Annotated in this window: 20 protein-coding genes; 11 read left to right on the forward strand and 9 right to left on the reverse strand. The window is 55.9% G+C overall.

The features are described 5' to 3' along the window. Positions 1-6: 6 nt before the first annotated feature. Positions 7-261 carry a recombinase family protein gene (locus JMJ16_RS07100; RefSeq protein ID WP_201379662.1) on the forward strand — a complete coding sequence of 85 codons (255 nt, stop codon included), beginning with the start codon at positions 7-9 and terminating at the stop codon, positions 259-261. Positions 262-303: 42 nt separating this feature from the next. Here JMJ16_RS07100 and JMJ16_RS07105 read toward each other — a convergent pair whose 3' ends face one another. Together JMJ16_RS07105 and JMJ16_RS07110 are read right to left on the reverse strand one after the other, a co-directional pair. Then, entirely contained in the window at positions 304-657 is a 354-nt protein-coding gene (locus tag JMJ16_RS07105; RefSeq protein WP_201379664.1) for a PAS domain S-box protein, read from the reverse strand. A 139-nt stretch (positions 658-796) separates the two neighbouring features. Next, positions 797-1,393 carry a nitroreductase family protein gene (locus JMJ16_RS07110; protein WP_201379666.1) on the reverse strand — a complete coding sequence of 199 codons (597 nt, stop codon included), beginning with the start codon at positions 1,391-1,393 and terminating at the stop codon, positions 797-799. A gap of 344 nt (positions 1,394-1,737) precedes the next feature. Here JMJ16_RS07110 and JMJ16_RS07115 point away from each other — a divergent pair, with 344 nt between their 5' ends. Continuing rightward, positions 1,738-2,562 (forward strand): hypothetical protein, encoded by an 825-nt coding sequence (locus tag JMJ16_RS07115; RefSeq protein ID WP_201379668.1) that lies wholly within the window; start codon positions 1,738-1,740, stop codon positions 2,560-2,562. 107 nt (positions 2,563-2,669) lie between these two features. Here JMJ16_RS07115 and JMJ16_RS07120 read toward each other — a convergent pair whose 3' ends face one another. Further along, positions 2,670-3,914: an ABC transporter substrate-binding protein gene (locus JMJ16_RS07120; RefSeq protein ID WP_201379670.1), complete on the reverse strand. Its 1,245-nt coding sequence runs from the start codon at positions 3,912-3,914 to the stop codon at positions 2,670-2,672. A 208-nt stretch (positions 3,915-4,122) separates the two neighbouring features. Between JMJ16_RS07120 and JMJ16_RS07125 the strand changes: the two genes are divergently transcribed. From JMJ16_RS07125 to JMJ16_RS07145, 5 genes are read left to right on the forward strand one after another with little or no spacing between them, the layout of a single operon-like run. Beyond that, a complete protein-coding gene (locus JMJ16_RS07125) occupies positions 4,123-5,040 on the forward strand; it encodes a branched-chain amino acid ABC transporter permease (RefSeq protein ID WP_201379672.1) in 918 nt (305 codons plus the stop codon). A 26-nt stretch (positions 5,041-5,066) separates the two neighbouring features. Beyond that, positions 5,067-6,140, forward strand: a complete 1,074-nt coding sequence (locus JMJ16_RS07130; protein ID WP_201379675.1) for a branched-chain amino acid ABC transporter permease — start codon at positions 5,067-5,069, stop codon at positions 6,138-6,140. Further along, complete coding sequence (locus tag JMJ16_RS07135; RefSeq protein ID WP_201379677.1) at positions 6,137-7,009, forward strand: ABC transporter ATP-binding protein; 873 nt, start codon at positions 6,137-6,139, stop codon at positions 7,007-7,009. The genes JMJ16_RS07130 and JMJ16_RS07135 overlap by 4 nt, the downstream gene beginning before the upstream one ends. Further along, positions 7,003-7,710: an ABC transporter ATP-binding protein gene (locus JMJ16_RS07140; protein ID WP_201379679.1), complete on the forward strand. Its 708-nt coding sequence runs from the start codon at positions 7,003-7,005 to the stop codon at positions 7,708-7,710. The genes JMJ16_RS07135 and JMJ16_RS07140 overlap by 7 nt, the downstream gene beginning before the upstream one ends. 25 nt (positions 7,711-7,735) lie before the next feature. Further along, positions 7,736-8,506: a 3-hydroxybutyrate dehydrogenase gene (locus JMJ16_RS07145; RefSeq protein WP_201379681.1), complete on the forward strand. Its 771-nt coding sequence runs from the start codon at positions 7,736-7,738 to the stop codon at positions 8,504-8,506. Between the two features lie 35 nt (positions 8,507-8,541). Here the strand turns inward: JMJ16_RS07145 and JMJ16_RS07150 are convergent, their stop codons facing one another. The 3 genes from JMJ16_RS07150 to JMJ16_RS07160 are packed head-to-tail and all read right to left on the reverse strand — an operon-like array spanning position 8,542 to position 9,752. Beyond that, positions 8,542-9,012, reverse strand: coding sequence for a DUF4037 domain-containing protein (locus tag JMJ16_RS07150; RefSeq protein WP_201379683.1), 471 nt, complete (start codon positions 9,010-9,012; stop codon positions 8,542-8,544). Further along, positions 9,005-9,199: a hypothetical protein gene (locus JMJ16_RS07155; RefSeq protein ID WP_201379685.1), complete on the reverse strand. Its 195-nt coding sequence runs from the start codon at positions 9,197-9,199 to the stop codon at positions 9,005-9,007. The genes JMJ16_RS07150 and JMJ16_RS07155 overlap by 8 nt, the downstream gene beginning before the upstream one ends. A gap of 10 nt (positions 9,200-9,209) precedes the next feature. Next, positions 9,210-9,752: a GNAT family N-acetyltransferase gene (locus tag JMJ16_RS07160; RefSeq protein WP_201379687.1), complete on the reverse strand. Its 543-nt coding sequence runs from the start codon at positions 9,750-9,752 to the stop codon at positions 9,210-9,212. 242 nt (positions 9,753-9,994) lie between these two features. Between JMJ16_RS07160 and JMJ16_RS07165 the strand changes: the two genes are divergently transcribed. Next, positions 9,995-11,365 carry a hypothetical protein gene (locus tag JMJ16_RS07165; RefSeq protein ID WP_201379689.1) on the forward strand — a complete coding sequence of 457 codons (1,371 nt, stop codon included), beginning with the start codon at positions 9,995-9,997 and terminating at the stop codon, positions 11,363-11,365. A gap of 137 nt (positions 11,366-11,502) precedes the next feature. Continuing rightward, positions 11,503-11,913 (forward strand): RidA family protein, encoded by a 411-nt coding sequence (locus JMJ16_RS07170; RefSeq protein WP_201379691.1) that lies wholly within the window; start codon positions 11,503-11,505, stop codon positions 11,911-11,913. Between the two features lie 318 nt (positions 11,914-12,231). Here JMJ16_RS07170 and JMJ16_RS07175 read toward each other — a convergent pair whose 3' ends face one another. From JMJ16_RS07175 to JMJ16_RS07185, 3 genes are all read right to left on the reverse strand, one after another. Then, positions 12,232-13,296, reverse strand: coding sequence for an alpha/beta fold hydrolase (locus JMJ16_RS07175; protein WP_201379693.1), 1,065 nt, complete (start codon positions 13,294-13,296; stop codon positions 12,232-12,234). 4 nt (positions 13,297-13,300) lie between these two features. Further along, a complete protein-coding gene (locus tag JMJ16_RS07180; RefSeq protein ID WP_201379695.1) occupies positions 13,301-14,839 on the reverse strand; it encodes a long-chain fatty acid--CoA ligase in 1,539 nt (512 codons plus the stop codon). Positions 14,840-14,945: 106 nt separating this feature from the next. After that, positions 14,946-16,025, reverse strand: coding sequence for a 3-oxoacyl-ACP synthase (locus JMJ16_RS07185; RefSeq protein ID WP_201379697.1), 1,080 nt, complete (start codon positions 16,023-16,025; stop codon positions 14,946-14,948). Between the two features lie 163 nt (positions 16,026-16,188). Between JMJ16_RS07185 and JMJ16_RS07190 the strand changes: the two genes are divergently transcribed. Both JMJ16_RS07190 and JMJ16_RS07195 read left to right on the forward strand, forming a co-directional pair. Further along, on the forward strand, positions 16,189-16,908 hold the full coding sequence (locus JMJ16_RS07190) for a TetR/AcrR family transcriptional regulator (RefSeq protein WP_201379699.1): 720 nt from the start codon (positions 16,189-16,191) through the stop codon (positions 16,906-16,908). 88 nt (positions 16,909-16,996) lie between these two features. After that, positions 16,997-17,434: a MaoC family dehydratase gene (locus tag JMJ16_RS07195; RefSeq protein WP_201379701.1), complete on the forward strand. Its 438-nt coding sequence runs from the start codon at positions 16,997-16,999 to the stop codon at positions 17,432-17,434. Positions 17,435-17,484: the final 50 nt, after the last annotated feature.

Raw genomic sequence — 17,484 nt, forward strand, 5'->3', positions numbered from 1 at the left:
AAGATCGTGCGCAAGATCCTTGAGATGCGTGCAGCTCGGCATGGTATCCTCGCTATCACCAAGTACCTCGTAGACAACAAGATCCCAAGCCCCAATGGCAAATCAGACTGGAGTTCCCGCACACTACGCACCGTCATCGAGCGCTCGCAGACACTCTACCGTGGCATCGCCTATGCCTATAAGTTTGAGAATACCAAAGAGTTCCGAGAGTACCACTGGAGCAGCAGCTACCTTTGCCGGAGGGCACTGTGGAGCGCATGATCTCTGATGAGTTGGCAGCAAAGATTGCAGAGGTGAACGATGTCATGGTGCAGGAGGCGAGCCGCAATAATAAGCACGAGGTGACTGCACTCCTGCAGGCGTGCTTCTTCTGTCTGTATCTGCTGCATTTTGTGCTAGCACATCCTCCCTTTCTTGTAGCCTGGTTTCTCGCTCTCGCTCAGCCTGTTTCTGCTCAGTAATGTCGCGCAATGTCGCGACAATGGCTGCCAGGTCAGGTACATTGAGCCTGTTGACGTAGGTTTCTTCTAGCCAGCGCGTGGTTCCATCGGCTTGAGTGATGCTATACTGCGCCTTTGTCGATAGGCCTGGAGCAGTAGTAACCCGTTCAAAAGCCTTAGCTACTGCTTGCTTATCTGAATGATATGCCCGACGCATCCCTTTAAAAGCACAGCTTTTTATCTATAATACTGTATTTTGCTTTGCTGTGGCTAGCACAATATCCATATTTCCCGGGCTTTTTAATTCTAGATAGAAGATGGCGGATGGACATCTGCCCACCATCTTCTATCTAATTTTACCAACCCTCGTGATGAATGAAGTCCGTAGTCGCCTTGCGACCGCGTTTGAGCGAGGGCGAGAGGCGGTCCTGTGCCGGGTGCCCAACGGGAATTACACCAACAGGAGTGACCTCAGACGGAATACCCAGTAACTCGCGGAAGCGCGCGAAGTTATGCGCGGGCACGCCCGCGAAGGCCGCTGCCAGCCCCTCATCAACAACTGCTAGCAGCAGTAGCATGACCGAGCAGCCAATATCCATGTGCCAGTAGGGGACGGGCCAGGCGATCTCCGCGCCATCCTCGTCGACCTTGTCGCTCTCCTGGTAACGACTATGATAGGCCGCCTCGCTTGTGCAAGGAATGACCAGCACAGGTGCCTCGGAAATAAAAGAATGGAAGCCAGAGGAGACATATTCCTGCTCGTCGCACAACTCGGCGATGGCATTCTTCATCTCCTCGCGCGTCACGACGATAAAGGACTGCCCCTGAGTAAAGCCCGCGCTGGGAGCACGTTGAGCCAGGGCCAGCAGGCGCTCAACAGTTTCGGGCGCGACTGGCTCAGAGGTAAAGTGGCGTACCATGCGGCGTTTGCGTACGGCATCGGAAAATTCCATAAAATATAAGTTCCTTTCGTGGCGCTAAGCTAGCGGGCAATAATGTAGAAGTGTATAGCGGCTATAGCGGGGGTGAGAATGGTAATAACCCCATCCAGGTATTTAAATTATAGCAATGTATGTCAATCAAGAAGCCTATCCTCGGCGTCCAATATGCATCAGGTGGAAGCATCGTACACTCTTTCTCCGCGTTTGAGCCAACTTTGTGCATTTTGCACTGACATATGACGTATAATCTTATACATTATCAAAAGCTTTATACATGCCTTGAGTATTCTATGCTGGCCGCCAGGCGTAATTTCTGAAGCATATTCTGAAGCGTATAGAGAAGAGAAGGAACTCATATGCACATTGGGAAATTCTATTTGCCGAAAAAGATCCTCTTCTGGCTTGTTCTATTAAGCATCTTTGCCACATCCGCCACGGTTGTGGTGGCCTCACCCGCGCAGGAGCGCGTCGCGAGCATCAGGTCAAATGGGGTCGAGCTAGCTTTACATGTTCCTAATGAATCGATCTTCTTAAGTGAATTACTACCTGCCGATGTGTCCCTCACTAATGAGAACTCCCAACTTGTCACACTCATGGGTGACATCAACTCCACATTGTTCTGTAAGGCAGCTCTAAAACTTTCTATAAAAGGTGGTGGCGAGCCACACTTTCAGCTTCCCCATGAACAAAATGGCGTTACTCATGGCTGTGGTGCCTTTGGTGAGGTCACGGTTCAGCCTCATCAGACTGTGACGACCCATTATTTTCTGCCCATGACCGCGAGCGGCGCTGTAACGCTCCAGGCGAGCGCATCGTTAGCCAGTAGAAGTGGGGATATCGTAAGCACAAACGATGCCTTTATCCATCACACTCCCACCCTGGCGCTTAACGTCAGCCCGCAGCTACCTGCTGAGCGGAGGTTATTCTTACGGCTCTCTGGCTCGCACATCTTTGTTAGCGCACCCGTCCCGGCGCGAGCGCACCTGTATTATCAAGCGTTTGGCGAATGCCAGTATGGCGATGGTAGCTCGATCCATCGAATCCTTGAATGGATAACTCTCCCTGACCTCGCTTTGAACGTGCCAGACTGCGCTCGCGATATCTCTAGAACTGTTACTGGCCTGGACTGGGGTGTATCAGTTGGCTCTCCTGGCTATGCCATTGCCACCCTGAACAACTAAACAAAATCCTACGGCAGACAAAAAGGGAGGGTATGAGTTGCGGATGTACATCCGCAACTCATACCCTCCCTTAATCCAGGACCGTCAGACGATGGTTGTATGAGCGATCAGGGCCAGACCGAGGAGGCCTTGATGAAGTCGCTGACGGGCGCGAGCTGGCCATTCTTGATCTGCAAGAACATAAAGTCACTGACGCCGCTGTGGTGATCGGCGCTCCAGGTCAGCGAGGGACCAAAGCCGGTGTCATAGCCGCTGAACTGGCTATCAAGTGCCTTGCGCAGGCTATCACGGGTCAGGTCTTTGCCAGCCTTTTGTAGCGCGTCGACAAAGATCTTGGCGTTGATGTAGCCATAGAACTTGTAGGCGCTGAAGACACTATCCCCGCTGGTGGCCTGCAAGTATTCCTGCCCAATCGGGGTGTTTGTGCTGGTATAGCCGCTGACGTAGATGCCTTCACCCGCCTTGCCCAGCACCTTCGCCCAGGAGTTATCGGCCATGGGATAGTTGGCGAGATAGCCCAGGGAGGGACGGTAGCCCTGTTGCGCGGCGGCGGCAACAAACTTGGCGGTAGGTCCCGGCAGGCCGTTCAGTACGATGATATCAGGGTTGGCGGACTTTAGGGTCTGGATCGCCGCTGAGAAGTCTGTGTCGGTCGCCTTGTAGCCGGTGGAGGCCACGAGCTGCCCACCATACTTCTGCAAGGATTCGCCCAGGGTTGTCTTCTGTTGCAGACCCAGTACATCATCTTCATAGAGCAGGGCCACCTTCTGGGCCTTGAGCGTCTTGGTGAGGTAGTAGCCCAGGACATGGCCCTCGTCGCCGTAGTTGGGCTGTGTCATCCACATCCAGGGCAGCGTCTTGCCCTGAGCATCGATAAACTTGGAGCCACCGCCAACCGGGTCCACCATGGGAATGCCCTTGGGGCCAAGATAGGCCGAGGCGACATTGGCGGCACCCGAGCCGCAGACCTGGAAGATGCCAAAGACATTGTCCTGCTCAACTAGTTGGCGTACCGCGTCACGTGTTTTTGTCGTGTCGCCGTTATCGCTGACCTGCACGAACTTGATCTTGCGCCCATTGATGCCGCCAGCCTTATTGATCTTGTCGAAATAGAGCTGGTCGCCCTGCAAAATAGGTTGACAGATGACCTTAATAGCGCCCGTGGTGTCGAGTACTCCGCCAATCGTAATCGTGTCGTTCGTCACTCCGGGAACGTTGCTGCTATCACCTGCCGCCGCGCTACTACCGCCGCACGCGGACAAAATCAATAGAAGCATGGTCGCCAGCCCCAGAGCGGCATACCATCTGCGTCTGCCCAGGTATGATGCTCTTTTTAAAAATAATTTGCCCATGTCGCCTGGTTCCTCCTCTTTGATCTCCCCCACACTCTTTGTGGGATACGCCTCAATACACTTGACGTCAGCCAGAGAAAAAGATACATTACTATAAACATGACACTTGAGTCATGTATCATATAACAGATAAATGATAATTGTGTCAAGGGATGAAGTGGGTATAAAGGGATTGATTTGAGATTACCGTAAAAGGAGAACACCATCCATGCTTGCGTTGGTCCAGGTTCTCATCTCCGGGCTGGTCACGGGCTGCCTGTATGGTCTGCTAGCCCTGGGCATCGTGCTTATTTATCGCACAACGGGCGTGCTTAACTTCGCCTATGGAGCCATCGCCTCATTCTGCACCTGCTTTATGTATGCGCTTATGTCACTGGCGCACCTGAACTTCTGGCTGGCGGCCCTGCTGACCCTATTCGGCTCGCTGCTCTTCGGCGCGCTTCTGGAGCGAGGCTTTGCCCGTCCTGTGTTGCGCGCTCCCATTTTTACCAAGGCCATCGCGACGCTGGCCCTGGCCCTGGTGCTGGAGACCGTGGCGCAGCTTATCTGGCCTCAGCTTACCTCTCCGGTGCGCTTCTCTACGCCTTTCGAGGGCCTGGCGCTCCATCCGGGTGGCCTCTACCTCTCGCTCATCGATCTGCTTGTGGTGGGGGTAACTGTTGTGCTCGTGCTCGCGCTAAACCTCTTTCTTACCCGCACCAGCCTGGGCATTGCTATGCGCGCGACCTCGGATAATCTCCCCACGGCGCGCCTGATGGGCATCCCCGTGGGCCTGATCTTCTTGTTGGTCTGGTCGCTGGCGGCGCTTATCGCTGCCCTGGCTGGCATATTACTGGCCAGCCGCCAGCAGTTGATCGAGGTGCGTTTTATGGACCCCATCCTGTTGCTGGCCTTTGTGGGCGCGGTCCTGGGAGGCCTGGAAAGCCTACCGGGCGCTCTGCTGGGTGGTATCCTAGTGGGCGTCGTCGATAACCTGCTAACGCTACTGCTCGCAGGCCACACGCTGGGCGCGCTGAATATTGGCGACCGAAGTATCGTTGAGATGCTCATTTTCGTGGCTTTTGTGCTGGTTCTCTTGCTACGGCCTCAAGGGCTACTTGGGCGCGCATTGCTGCGCAGGGTATAGCCGTTCCAATCAAGGAAGATTTTGCTATGGCAATGAAAAAGCGTGCTGAGGGTCGGTCTCCCGTGCTCTCACCCGTCCCGACAGAGACAACCGGGCGCTTCTCGGGGCGCATGCGCGGCTGGATAGCCAGCGCCTGTCTCTTGCTATTTCTCCTGCTGCTCCCCACACTCTATGATGGGCTCTTTGGCGGCAGTGCCAACTTTGAGCTGCATCGCGTGAGTCTGATTGGCATCTTCGTCATCGCGGCCCTGGCCCAGAATGTGCTGACAGGCTATGCCGCCCAGCCCTCACTGGGTAACGCGGCCTTCTTTGGCGTTGGCGCCTATATGCTAGCCTGGACGACGAACGATCTCAACTGGCCCTTCTGGCTGGGAATTCTTATAGCCATGGCCGCGTCGGCTATTCTGGGGGTAATCATTGGGGGGCCCGCACTGCGTATCTCGGGTGCGCACCTCGCCGTGGCGACCCTGGGACTGGTGCTAATCACAGGCTCACTCCTCGATCTATGGGACAAGGCCGCGGGCCGCCAGAACTACGATCTCAATACGATCCCTCTCTGGCTAAGTGATGACCGCGCGCTCTATTTCCTGATTATGGCCGTGGTTACGCTGTTGCTCTTCCTGAGTTTCTACTTGCTGCGCTCGCGAGTGGGGCGGGCCTGGATCGCCATTCGCGACGACGAGGCCGCCGCCGAGGCCTTTGGCGTTAATATCACACGCTATAAACTCCTGGCCTTTGTCGTGAGCGCCGTGCTGACCGGGCTGGCGGGCGCGTTCTATGCAACCTGGGCCACGACCGCCAGTTCTTCGATGTCCAGTTCTGATCAGACGATTGCCTTCCTGGCGATGATTGTAGTAGGCGGTCTGGGCTCGATTGTTGGTTCGGTGCTGGGTGCGCTCTTCGTCGGCTTCCTACCCCTGCTCCTGGGCCAGTTGCCCAATCCCCTGGTTATGGGCAGTATGCAGATCCAGGTTGCGACCCTGACGACAGGCATTTATGGCCTGCTCCTGCTGCTGGCCCTGATCTTCTTCCCCCACGGCTTGAGTGGCCTGGTAGAGCGTTTCCAGGGGAGACGTGATACGAGAGGAGGGCAGGCATGACGACTGCACAGAACGGGCCTCTACTGGAGATTCGCGATTTGAGCGTGCGATTTGGCGGCCTGCTCGCCCTCTCCGAGTTTTCGCTGACGGTCGAGCAGGGAGAGATCTACGCCCTGGTTGGACCTAATGGTGCGGGCAAGACGACCGTGCTGAACTGTATCAGCGGCTTTGTCCGCCCGGTGGCTGGCTCGATCACCTTCGCGGGTACCTCGCTCTTGCCGCTGGGACGAGACCGCCGCATCCGCCTGGGTATCGGGCGCACCTTCCAGCAGCTACAACTCTTCGCCAGCATGACGGTTCTGGAGAACCTGCTGGTCGCGCAGCACTCCGCCATGCGCTCTGGTCTTTTTGAGGGAATACTGCCCTTTGGTCGCGCTCCGCGTGAGGATCGCAAGGCCCGTACGCGTGCTCGTGATACCCTGATTCTGCTCGGGCTGGAGGAGTACGCCGATACCAGGGTAAGCGTCCTCCCACATGGCATTCAGAAGCTTGTAGGGGTAGCGCGGGCGCTGGTGCTCCGTCCACGCCTGGTATTGCTCGACGAGCCAGCCGCAGGCATCACGCATCAGGATGTCGAGGCCATGGCGCAAAATCTGCGTACCTGGCGCAAAGAGCTTGGTACGACCCTGCTCCTGATCGAGCATAACATGAGCCTGGTGCAGGCCGTAGCTGATCGCGTCTGCGTGCTTGACTATGGGCGCAAGCTGGCAGAGGGCGAGGCGCGCACAGTCCTCTCCGACCCCGCCGTGCTGGAGGCCTACCTGGGCCGCGAGGCGCTTGAGGAGCCAGAAGTTGTGCGCAGCGCTGTGCATGAAGCGACCAGTATCTCCGAGGAGCAAGAGGCGCGAAAGGAGGATTCAACGTGTTAAAAGTAGAGCATGTAAGCGCTGGCTATGGCGCGGCGGATGTCCTGCATGACGTCTCTTTCGTGGTTCCTGAGCGCGAGATTGTGACTATCCTCGGCGCCAATGGTGCAGGTAAGACCACACTCATGCGCGTGCTCACCGGACTGATCAAGTCGCGCCAGGGGACAGTTGCATTGCAGGGACAGCAGCTCGAAAGCTGGAGTCCTGAGCGACGTGTGAAAAAAGGTCTGGCCCTTGTTCCTGAGGGACGCGAACTCTTCCCCTCGCTTACCGTGTACGAGAATCTCTTGATGGGAGCCTTCACACGTGCATCGCGCCAGGAGCGCGAGGAGACTCTGGAGCGCGTGCTCAAGTACTTTCCGCGCCTGAAAGAGCGCCTGCATGCCTATGCCGCCAGCCTCAGCGGCGGCGAGGGACAGATGGTCGCCATCGGACGTGCTCTCATGGCCCATCCGCGTGTGCTCCTGCTCGACGAGCCTTCGCTTGGCCTGGCCCCAGTCGTCGTGGATACCGTCTTCGACGTCATCGCCCGCTTGAATGTCGACGAAGGATTGACTATCATACTGGTAGAGCAGAATGCTCGCCGCGCCCTGCGTATCGCACGCAAGGCCTACGTCCTTCGCGGAGGGACCATCGCCATGGAAGGCACAACGCGAGAACTAGCCTCCAGTGCCGCCATCCAGCAACTCTATCTCGGAGGCTAAGCTATTTTTCAAAGGAGTCTATGCTATGACAGGCTTAGAAGGAAAGGTTGCCCTGGTTACCGGTGCCGCATCAGGGATCGGCCTGGCAATTGCCCGTGTGTTCGCCGAACAGGGCGCGCGCGTTACATTGACTGATATTGATATAGAGCGTGGCGAGGCCGCAGCCACGGAAATTCCCGGCGCGCGTTTCCTGGCCGCCGATATGTCGAAGGGCATCGAGATTGAGCGCCTCATCGACGAGATTTTGAAGACTGAGGAGCACATCGATATCCTGGTCAATAACGCGGGCATTCAGCATGTCTCGCCCATCACCGAGTTTTCGGAGGAGAAGTGGCGCCTGATCATCGACATCATGCTCACCTCGCCCTTCCTCCTCACCAAAGCTGTGCTACCCTCCATGTATGAGCACAAATGGGGCCGTATCCTCAATATTGGCTCCGTGCATTCGCTCAGGGCTTCTGCATACAAGTCTGCCTATGTAAGTGCCAAGCACGGTCTTCTCGGCCTGACGCGCGTCACCGCCCTGGAGGCGGCTGAGCATGGTGTGACTTGCAACGCCATCTGTCCCTCCTATGTGCGCACGCCCCTCGTCGAGAAGCAGATCGCCGACCAGGCTCGCATCCACAATATTCCCGAAGAGGAGGTCGTCGAGAAGGTCATGGCCGCCGAGGGCGCGATCAAACGTCTGCTCGAACCCAGCGAGGTGGCCCAGCTCGCTCTCTTCCTCTGTAGCGACGCCGCTAGCGGCATCACCGGCAGCGCCCAGACCATCGACTGTGGCTGGACCGCCCACTAGAGTTGATGCCCGACGCTGCTAAAGCACGCGTCGGGCTATTCATATAGTCCGCGTAACCGCTCGCGCTCTATACCTTCCATATCTGTACTATCGCTCCACTGGCTCAGGCTTCCTATCAAGCGTCGCCCGGCGATACGCTGCACATCGGGATCGGTAATCTCTTCTCGCAGCGCCTGGGCGAATAGCTCGCCGTGGATGGCCCGGAAGGGGCGGTCATAGAAGCTGGAGGCGACCTCGGGCAGGACCTTGCTTACACCGAGCGCGTTCTGCATGCGTGCCAGGACCTCATAGGCGTCGGCGAGGGCGTCCATGCGTTCCTGCCAGCTCGCGGCCTGTTGCGCCCGCCTGAGCAAAGGGCAGATCTCCCCGGCACAGCGCAGCCGTTGGAAGCCTGTGCCAAAACACTTGGCATAGGGGGCGTACTGCCTCTCCATCAAGAAGCACAGGTTCATCACATCGCGAACGAGGCGCGAGGCGATGAGCGCCGAACCCAGCTCGTCACCCATAAATAAAGAGGCGTGGACCCCAATCGTGATCCATAGACATCTCGCTATCGAAACCCAGCACCTCGCTCCCCGGCCCAATCAGGGCGGCGGCATATGCCAGCTCGGGATAAGCCTCTACGAGCAAGGGATGCACGATCTCCTCATAGAAGCGACGGCTCAACTCAACTCCCGGGATAAATATGGGCATGCGAACTCCTTCACAAAAGATCTAAGCACCAATCATTACAGCGCATAAAGTGGCCCTTGGGGTACTCGAATTCGCACTCTTCGACCAGGGTGAAGCCCAGCTTGCGGCAGAGTGCGTTCGATGGCGGATTTTCCACAGAGGGGAAGGCGTGCAGAAAGCGGTGCTTGCCGTCCGCTCTGGCTGCCGCGATGACCAGGGCAGCGCCCTTTCCCGCGATGCCCCGGCCTTGGAAACCGGGAAGCACCGACCAGCCCATCTCATAGATCTCTTCGCCATTATGGCTACTATCCCAGTAGCCGACCGATCCGACTGCCTCACCCGTCTCCTGAAGCACAACCTTAAACATCCGCCCCTTGCCGGACTCCACTAGCTTCTCATAGCGAGCCTGGCGTTTGATTAGTTGCTCATCGCTCTCAGGTCCACCGAGGTGCTCGGTCATCGCCGGGTCACCTAGCAACTTCTTCAACAGCGGCAGGTCGCCCTCACCCCACGGCTCAATCCGTATATTGCTCTTATGCTCCATATCATTTCCTGACTTGCTATCCACAGCCATTCTATTCTCCCTTTTTGTATGAGTTTGCAACTAGAAAATTGTAGGGTCCAAGCTTGCTTGGATTTTTCCTTGCTTGCTGTGTTATCTAATATAGCACTAAAACCTGTCAATACCTGTCAGGAATAGGCTGATTTTAGCCTACTGCTCTTTTTTCTTTTAAACTCTGCTATAATGGCTTTCAGGCGCAGGAGTAGATATTCGCGTATTTCTCTGCGTCGCTATTTCTTATTTGAGGAGTGCATATGTCAATTTATAGGCTTCACAAACGTTGGTGGCTTGTCTTTCTTGGTTGTCTTGTTTGTGTGTTGTCAGCTTGTGAATCTACTCAGTCGCTTAATTCTATCTCATCCCAGACAGTAAGCACGCATACAGTTGGCCCGAATCACACAACCACGCCTACAACTAAACCAGCACCACAGACGAGTTGTCCGGCGGCTGGCACTGCACGTGCGATGGTGACGGAGCCGCTTACATTGGGCAACCACCCTACCATTATCTACTCAACCAATCAGGACACCTCTAATGGCGGTAATGCTGATCCTCTCGCGGGCGCACTGAAACGCTATGATGTGACAACCGATAGCAAGACTGTGGTTGTGAATATCCCAGGTGCAAGGATTGACAATGCACAAGTTTCAAACGATGGTCAATGGATATTCTTCACCTCAGCCTCAAAAAGCGCAACCACAGATCAGCATGGCTCGATGTGGGACATCAAGATGCAGGTTGTCCGTGTAGATGGGCAAGACCTGCAAACACTCTATTGCACTACTAGAGGTGTTACAGATCTTCCATATATTAAATGGTCTCCTGACCAGCAATCAATTGTCTTCCTTGGCAGTACATCCTCTAGTGGCGCTTCCGATCCCAATGGAAACACAGCCGTGCTGTTATTGAGTACTTCTACTGGCCAGATCCAAAGTATATTTGTCCCTACCTCCAATCCTCTCGATTGGAGCATAACTGGATTTAGTTCCTGGGCTGATAATACACATATTTATATGTATGGCATCGAGGGTCATGGGCAAGGCAAAAAGAACGTTTACTTGCTAGATATCACCAAAGGGACCAATCAACATGAAAACAATCTTACTACTATTTTAGATGGCCCCTTTAACGGTTTGGCGAGCGATAGCTCTAAACTGTACATTGATTACAATGGTTGTGATCAATATAGTTGCTCGCCTCCCAGCTCAGTGGTTTCTATGCCAGCTACAGGTGGTACTTCGCAGACGATCTGGCATAGTACACAATATAACGTGACTGAAGCCTGTCCAATTAACGACCATCAGTTGTTAGTCAGTATCATGAACTTTCAGCAGCATCCAGGCCCCTCTGATACCTCGCACAACGGAGTTTGGATTATGAATGGCGATGGGACCTTAGCGCAACGGCTCACCACTGCTAACCAGAGTACGGCTCCGATCAGTAACTGCACTTCTGCGACGTCTCATGGCTCGCGCGCTGGCGATATGTATGCGCTCGCTATACGCACCCAGCCAGTAACTAGCGGCCAACTGGTCTTTGGTAAGACCAGCAGTGGTACGCCCACACCCTTCGCCACTTATGGAGATGGACTATTTGCCGATGTGGTTGGCTGGACAACGATGTAACTACTAATACCTTCAAATCGTCTTCATGAGAGAGCTGTGGGAAGCCTTTGTAAAAGCTTTCCACAGCTCTGATCGCCTACGAGGTTACGTGTGAGCTACACCTCCAGGCTCTTTTGGTTCAGCAGAAAGGAAAAACCGTGGATAACCAACCCACAAATATACGTTTCATTCAACCCTCAACGCTCCCGCCAACGCCAGGCTATACCCATGTTGTCGAGGTCAAACGAGGGCGGACCATCTTTATCTCTGGCCAGATCGCCCTTAACCCATCCGGCGAGATCATTGGTCTAAATGACTTTCATGCCCAGGCTCAGCAGGTCTTTGAAAACCTCAAGGCCGCGCTTGCCGCCGTTGAAGCCGACTTCACCAGTGTGGTCAAACTGAACATGTACGTTGTGGACATGTCTCAAATTCTCACTCTCCGCGAAGTACGCGACCGCTACATCAATACCCAGAACCCGCCCGCCATGACCTTGGTCGAGGTTCGCAGGCTGGCTCGCGAGGAATTCCTGCTCGAAATCGAAGCCATCGCCCACCTGCCAGAGTAGCACAAACATATCCCTTACCCCTCGATGAGGAAGTGTGCGACGGAGCCGCAAGTAAAGCACCCGCTTAAGAAGCGTCTTCGTCGCATATCCCTGGAAACTTTGCCTATTTTTGTTTCAACCTGGAGGGATTCCATGAACTTATCTGTGTTTACCTCTTTATTGCTCTCACATTTCTTTATACTGAGATTGTGGCTGGCAAGAGAGGCTTTGGCGGCAAACTCCCCAGCGCCGCCTGGAAACCTGAACGCTCCTCTCCGGAACAGCAGTAGCCGCGTACGCCAGGAGCGGGCCCGCTCCTGGCGTACGCGGCTACTCACATTAAAGCGCGTCCATAAACTCAGTGCAGAGCTTGAGTACCTCGTCCTGCTTCTCGATGTGGGGTGAGTGGCCGCACTCGGGTAGTACGTGTTCCTGGTAATTGCCGCCGTTAGCCTGGTAGCTCTCTAGCAGCGTGCGGATCTGCGTCTTCATCGGTTGGGGAGGATAGATCTGCGCGCCGGGCCAGCCAGGAATGACACCCAGTTGTCCCAGGAAGCCGATATCGAACATGGAAGTGTCGGAGACGATCTGGTCATCCGCGCCATGAAACCAGAGGATAGGCGGTTTGTCTGCGATATCGACCAGGGCGCTCTGATTCAGGTATTTAGGCGCCAGGGCGTTGTTGACGCCTTGCTTGCCGGGGGCGATACCAGGCCAGTTCTCGGAGGGAAGCATATCGCCGGGATAGTTGCCGGGTGTGACCTTCGTCGAGAGGATCGCGCTTACATAGATCTCCTCGCGCTCGGATGATACCTGGAAGGGGGGCTTAAAATAGAAGGCGTTCATCGTGGTGCGTGACGAGGTGGGGCCGCTGCCACGATCGCCACTCTGCAGGCTCTTGACGAAATCGGCGTTGACGGTGCCCCCGCCGCTGCCCGCGCTATCCAGCCAGGTTGGCGTGCCTGCAGCGTCTTTAGAGCCTCCAAAGCCATAGGGCGAGCCGCTCGCCTCCAGCAGGAGCGTGCGCGCCGTGCCTGGATAGTCGATGGCGTACTGCATGATGATATTTCCACCCAGCGACCAGCCCAGGAGATGGAAGGGAGGCAGGTTGAGCGCCTGGACAAAGGCGGCGAGGTCATCGGAGTAGTCGCGTACCCCACGCGTGGCGTCGACGGGTAGCGTCTCGCTCTCACCATAGCCGCGCATATCTGGCGCGTAGACTGTGTAGCTTCCCGTGGCCGCCAGGGCCAGCATGAAGTCCTGAAAGAAGAGTGAGGACGAACAGTTACCATGCACCAGGACCACAGGCGTCGCCCCCTGTCCCGTGGTCAAATATGCCATTGTGAGCCGACTTGTTTGAAGCGTGCGCTGGCTAATTCCGTCCAGCAAAAGCGATGTCGTCATCTGATTATCCCTCCATTACGAATTGTGTACGCAACTGTGCCTTCATGACCTTGCCCATGGCGTTGCGGGGCAACGCATCAGTAAACATAAATGCGCGCGGAATCTTATAGCGTGCCAGTTTGTCGTCACAGTAGGCTATGATCTCTTCTGGCGTAAGCTCCGCCTGCTCGCGGGGTACGATCACGGCCAGGCCAACTTCGCCCCACTTGGGATCTGGTCGGGGAATGACCGCGACCTCGTAGATAGCGGGATGCCGCGCCAGGACCTGTTCGACCTCGGCTAAATACACGTTTTCGCCGCCCGAGATCAGCATATCCTTCTTGCGTCCCACGATGTAGTAATAGCCCTCCTCGTCCTGGCGTACAAGGTCTCCAGTGCGCCACCACTCATCTAAACGCGCCTCCGCCGTGGCTTCGGAACGCCGCCAGTAGCCTGAGCAGACATGGGGACCTGCCAGTAGCAGCTCGCCCTCGCGCCCCGTGGAAACATCGTGCCCCTCTTCATCCACAATGCGCGCCCGTGAATGAAAAACGGGCTGCCCTACCGAGCCCGCCTTGCGCAGAGCATCCTTGGGGGCCAGGCTAAAGCAATTGACACCAACCTCTGTCAGGCCATAGCCCTGGCGAAAAACCAGGCCCCGCGCGGCATAGCCCTCAATCACTGGGAGTGGACACGAGGAGCCACCTGTGACACAGAAGCGGAGCGAGGAGAGATCACTTGTAGCGAAGGCCTTGTGATGCTGCATCATCTGGAAGACGGTCGGCACGGCAAAGACAATCGTGCAGCGCTCCCGCTCAATGGTTCCCAGAATGGCTTCAGGCGTTGAGTTGCGCAGGAGCACTACCGTGCCGCCGCAGTGGTAAAGTGGCGTGGTTAGCACGTTCAGACCGCCCGCGTGAAAGAAGGGTGCGAAGGTTGGCGTAATGTCGTTCTCACGTACGCCCCAGCTAATCTGCGTGTTGATCGCGTTCCAGGTCAGCATGCGGTGCGATAGCATGGCCCCCTTGGGTGTACCCGTGGTCCCCGAGGTATAGAGAATCAGGGCTATCTCCTCACCATCCTGGCTCTGGAAGGGCCTGGCACGCTCCGCGAGTTGCGCATCAGCGCCGGGAAAGCTTGCGAGTGCGCGTAACTGGGGTGCGGGTGAGCTCTGCTGTCCCAGGACTGTCACGATAGTCTGGGACTGCTGCTGGAAGGTCGCGTCATGCAGCAACAAGCGCGGCTCGCAGTCTATGAGGATCGTTGTCAGTTCGTTAATTGTCAGGCGTACGTTTAGGGGAACGAGGATCGCGCCGATGAGGGCGCACGCGAAAAAGGCATCCAGGTATTCTGGCGCGTTCTGCGCCAGGATCGCCACGCGTTCGCCCTGCTGCACGGCGTATTCTTCCTGAAACACAGCCGCCAGGGCGCGTGCGCGCTGGTTGAGTATACGATATGTCAGTCGCCTATGTTTGGAGGTCGTCTCGCCATCTACCAGACCGACTTTGTCTGGCGTCAGTTGTTCACGGCGCTCAAGCCATTCGCCAACATTGATGAATGTCATGTTGCACATCGCCTCTCTGCGTTCTCTGCTAACAAGTATGCATGAAAATCGATTGAAACACAACTAGAATAAATTGCTGCTTTAAAACTCACTTTCTGTGCTCAGGCTAGCCCCAGCGCAACGCCGTCGCGCCCCAGGTAAAGCCCAGGCCCGCGCTCGCCAGGACGACCAGTTGCCCAGGGCGAAGCATATCGCGTTGTTGCGCCAGTTCCAGGGTCAAAACCTGGTCGGGCGCGCCAATATGGCCATAATCCGAGAGATAGATTGACTGCTCTTCACTGAGATGAAGCATGGAGAGGATGCGGCGATGCATCGAGGGCTTCATATGATTGATCGCGAGCAGATCAATATCCTCCACCTGGTACCCACTGCGCTCTACAGCGTCACTTACAACCTGCACAAAACGCTGCTCTGAAATAAGGTCCAGCCCCTGGCGCAAGTGCTCAGTATCTGGAACATGAAAGGTATGCAATCCCTGCTCCAATGTCTCGCGCGAGGTTGGATGCCTCGTCCCGCCCGCGGGAATAATTACATCCTCCGCCAGCGAGCCATCCGTGATAAAGGCCGAGTCCAGCACCTGGTTCAGCGCATAATCGCGCTTCAGCAGCATCGCGCTCCCTCCATCTGAGAGATTGAAGAGAAAGCGACTGGAGGCCTCGCGAAAATCGATCAGATCCGCCGTCCGATGCCCACCACAGATCAAGACCGTGCGCAGCCGCGTATCCGAACGCATCAAGTCGCGTGCAACCTTGAGCGCCAGCACGTTTGTTGTGCAGAGAGCCGCCAACTCAAAGGCGTAGGCGTTTTTGGCCCCCAGCAGGTGCTGAATGCGATTTGCCGCCGACCAGACATAGAAATCCTTGTGCATGCTTCCCGAATAAAGCACCAGGTCGATCTCCCCCGGCTCAAGTGTCGCCAGTTCCAATACCCTCTGCGCCGCCCTTACCGCCATAACCGAGGTCTGATCTTCATAGCTCGCACGCCGCTTCTGCTCAATCCCAAGCTTCCCGCGCACGATCTCCTCGGGAATCCCACTCTGTTCAGCAATATAGGCCGCATCCTGTACCTGCTCAGGTAAATAGGTCGCGAACGCCACCAGCCCAATTCTAGCTGACCTCCCTCCATCCTTGCCCTCTATCGCTCTGAAGCCGCTCTGCTCCTGTGACGCATTCTGTTCCAGGCTCACACCATTACCCCCTTGTGTTATAATATGACAGTTGAGTCACCTTTCATATATGGTACTCAACCATCTCCAGGAAAGTCAAGCGGGCAAAAAAAATAGACAGTCGAGAATGAATATGCGATTATGGACAGTGATGAGTTCTAGATCGTAAAGGGGAGTTGGATAGATGCAAGAACATACCTCAACGACTTCGCAGCCGGAGGAAGGCGCGGAGAAGCAGGCCAAAGGGAACACCCCACTCACTGCCAGGGGCGAGGCCACGCGTCGCCGTATCCTGGATGTCGCCGAAGAAGTTTTTGGTGAGATAGGTTACTACGAGGCCAGTGTCTCAGAGATCACACGGCGTGCGAAGGTGGCGCAGGGCACGTTCTATATTTATTTCCCAACCAAACGTGACATCTTCGCCGAGCTGGTGCGTGACCTTAGCCAGCAATTGCGCGGAGCGCTGCGCCAGGCCACGGCTGGCTCCTCAGGTCGCCTGGAGACGGAGAGGCGCGGCTTTAAGGCCTTCTTTAGCTTTGTCGCCTCGCACCGGGGTCTCTATCGCATCGTCCAGGAGGCGGAGCGTGTAGCCCCTGAGGCCGCGCAGGAGTATTACCAGGGCATCAGCCAGGGCTACATTCGTGGTCTCCGCTCGGCTATGTCTGAGGGAACGGTAAGAGACATGGAACCCGAACCCCTGGCATATGCTCTGATGGGAATAGGTCATTTCGTCGCCTTGCGCTATCTCATCTGGCCTGCGGATAACCAGGAGGAGTCTGCCCAGATCCATGACCTACCACCCGAAGTCTTCGAACCCCTCATGAGCTTTATCGAGCAAGGCCTGGCCCAGTCAGCCCACAAAGATACTCCGAATATTGAGCCACGTGGAGGCCAACGCTGCTAAAGCACGCGTCTACATATGGATTATGATATGTAGACGCGTGCTTTAGCAGCGTTGATCAATAGCTTTATTTTCATAAGGAGACCTGTACATGACCACAGAACTTGAAAACAACCTGCCACCCGTCGGAGCCAGGGTCACCCGCACCCGCACCATTACTGACCAGGACATTGTGCGCTTCGCCGAGGTGAGCGGCGACACGAATCCTGTTCACTTAGATGAGGCCTACGCCGCCCAATCGCGCTTTGGTCGTCGCATCGCGCACGGCTTCCTCACTGGCTCCATGATCTCCGCGCTTATCGGCACCGAACTGCCGGGACCAGGCAGCATCTACCTGGGGCAAACCCTGAAGTTTTCCGCCCCCGTCTACATCGGCGATACCATAACCGTGAGCGTCGAGGTCACCAAAGTTCGTGCCGACAAAGGCCTGGTCTTCCTCCAAACCGATTGCATCAACCAGGACGGAGTAAAAGTTCTGACCGGTGAGGCTACCGTCAAATACGAATCTGATGCCACAGCCGCTCCATAACTCACTATCAATCTCTCAATGAAAGCGTACAGTGTGTGAGAAGTCTTCTC

This window comes from Ktedonobacter sp. SOSP1-52, assembly GCF_016587395.1.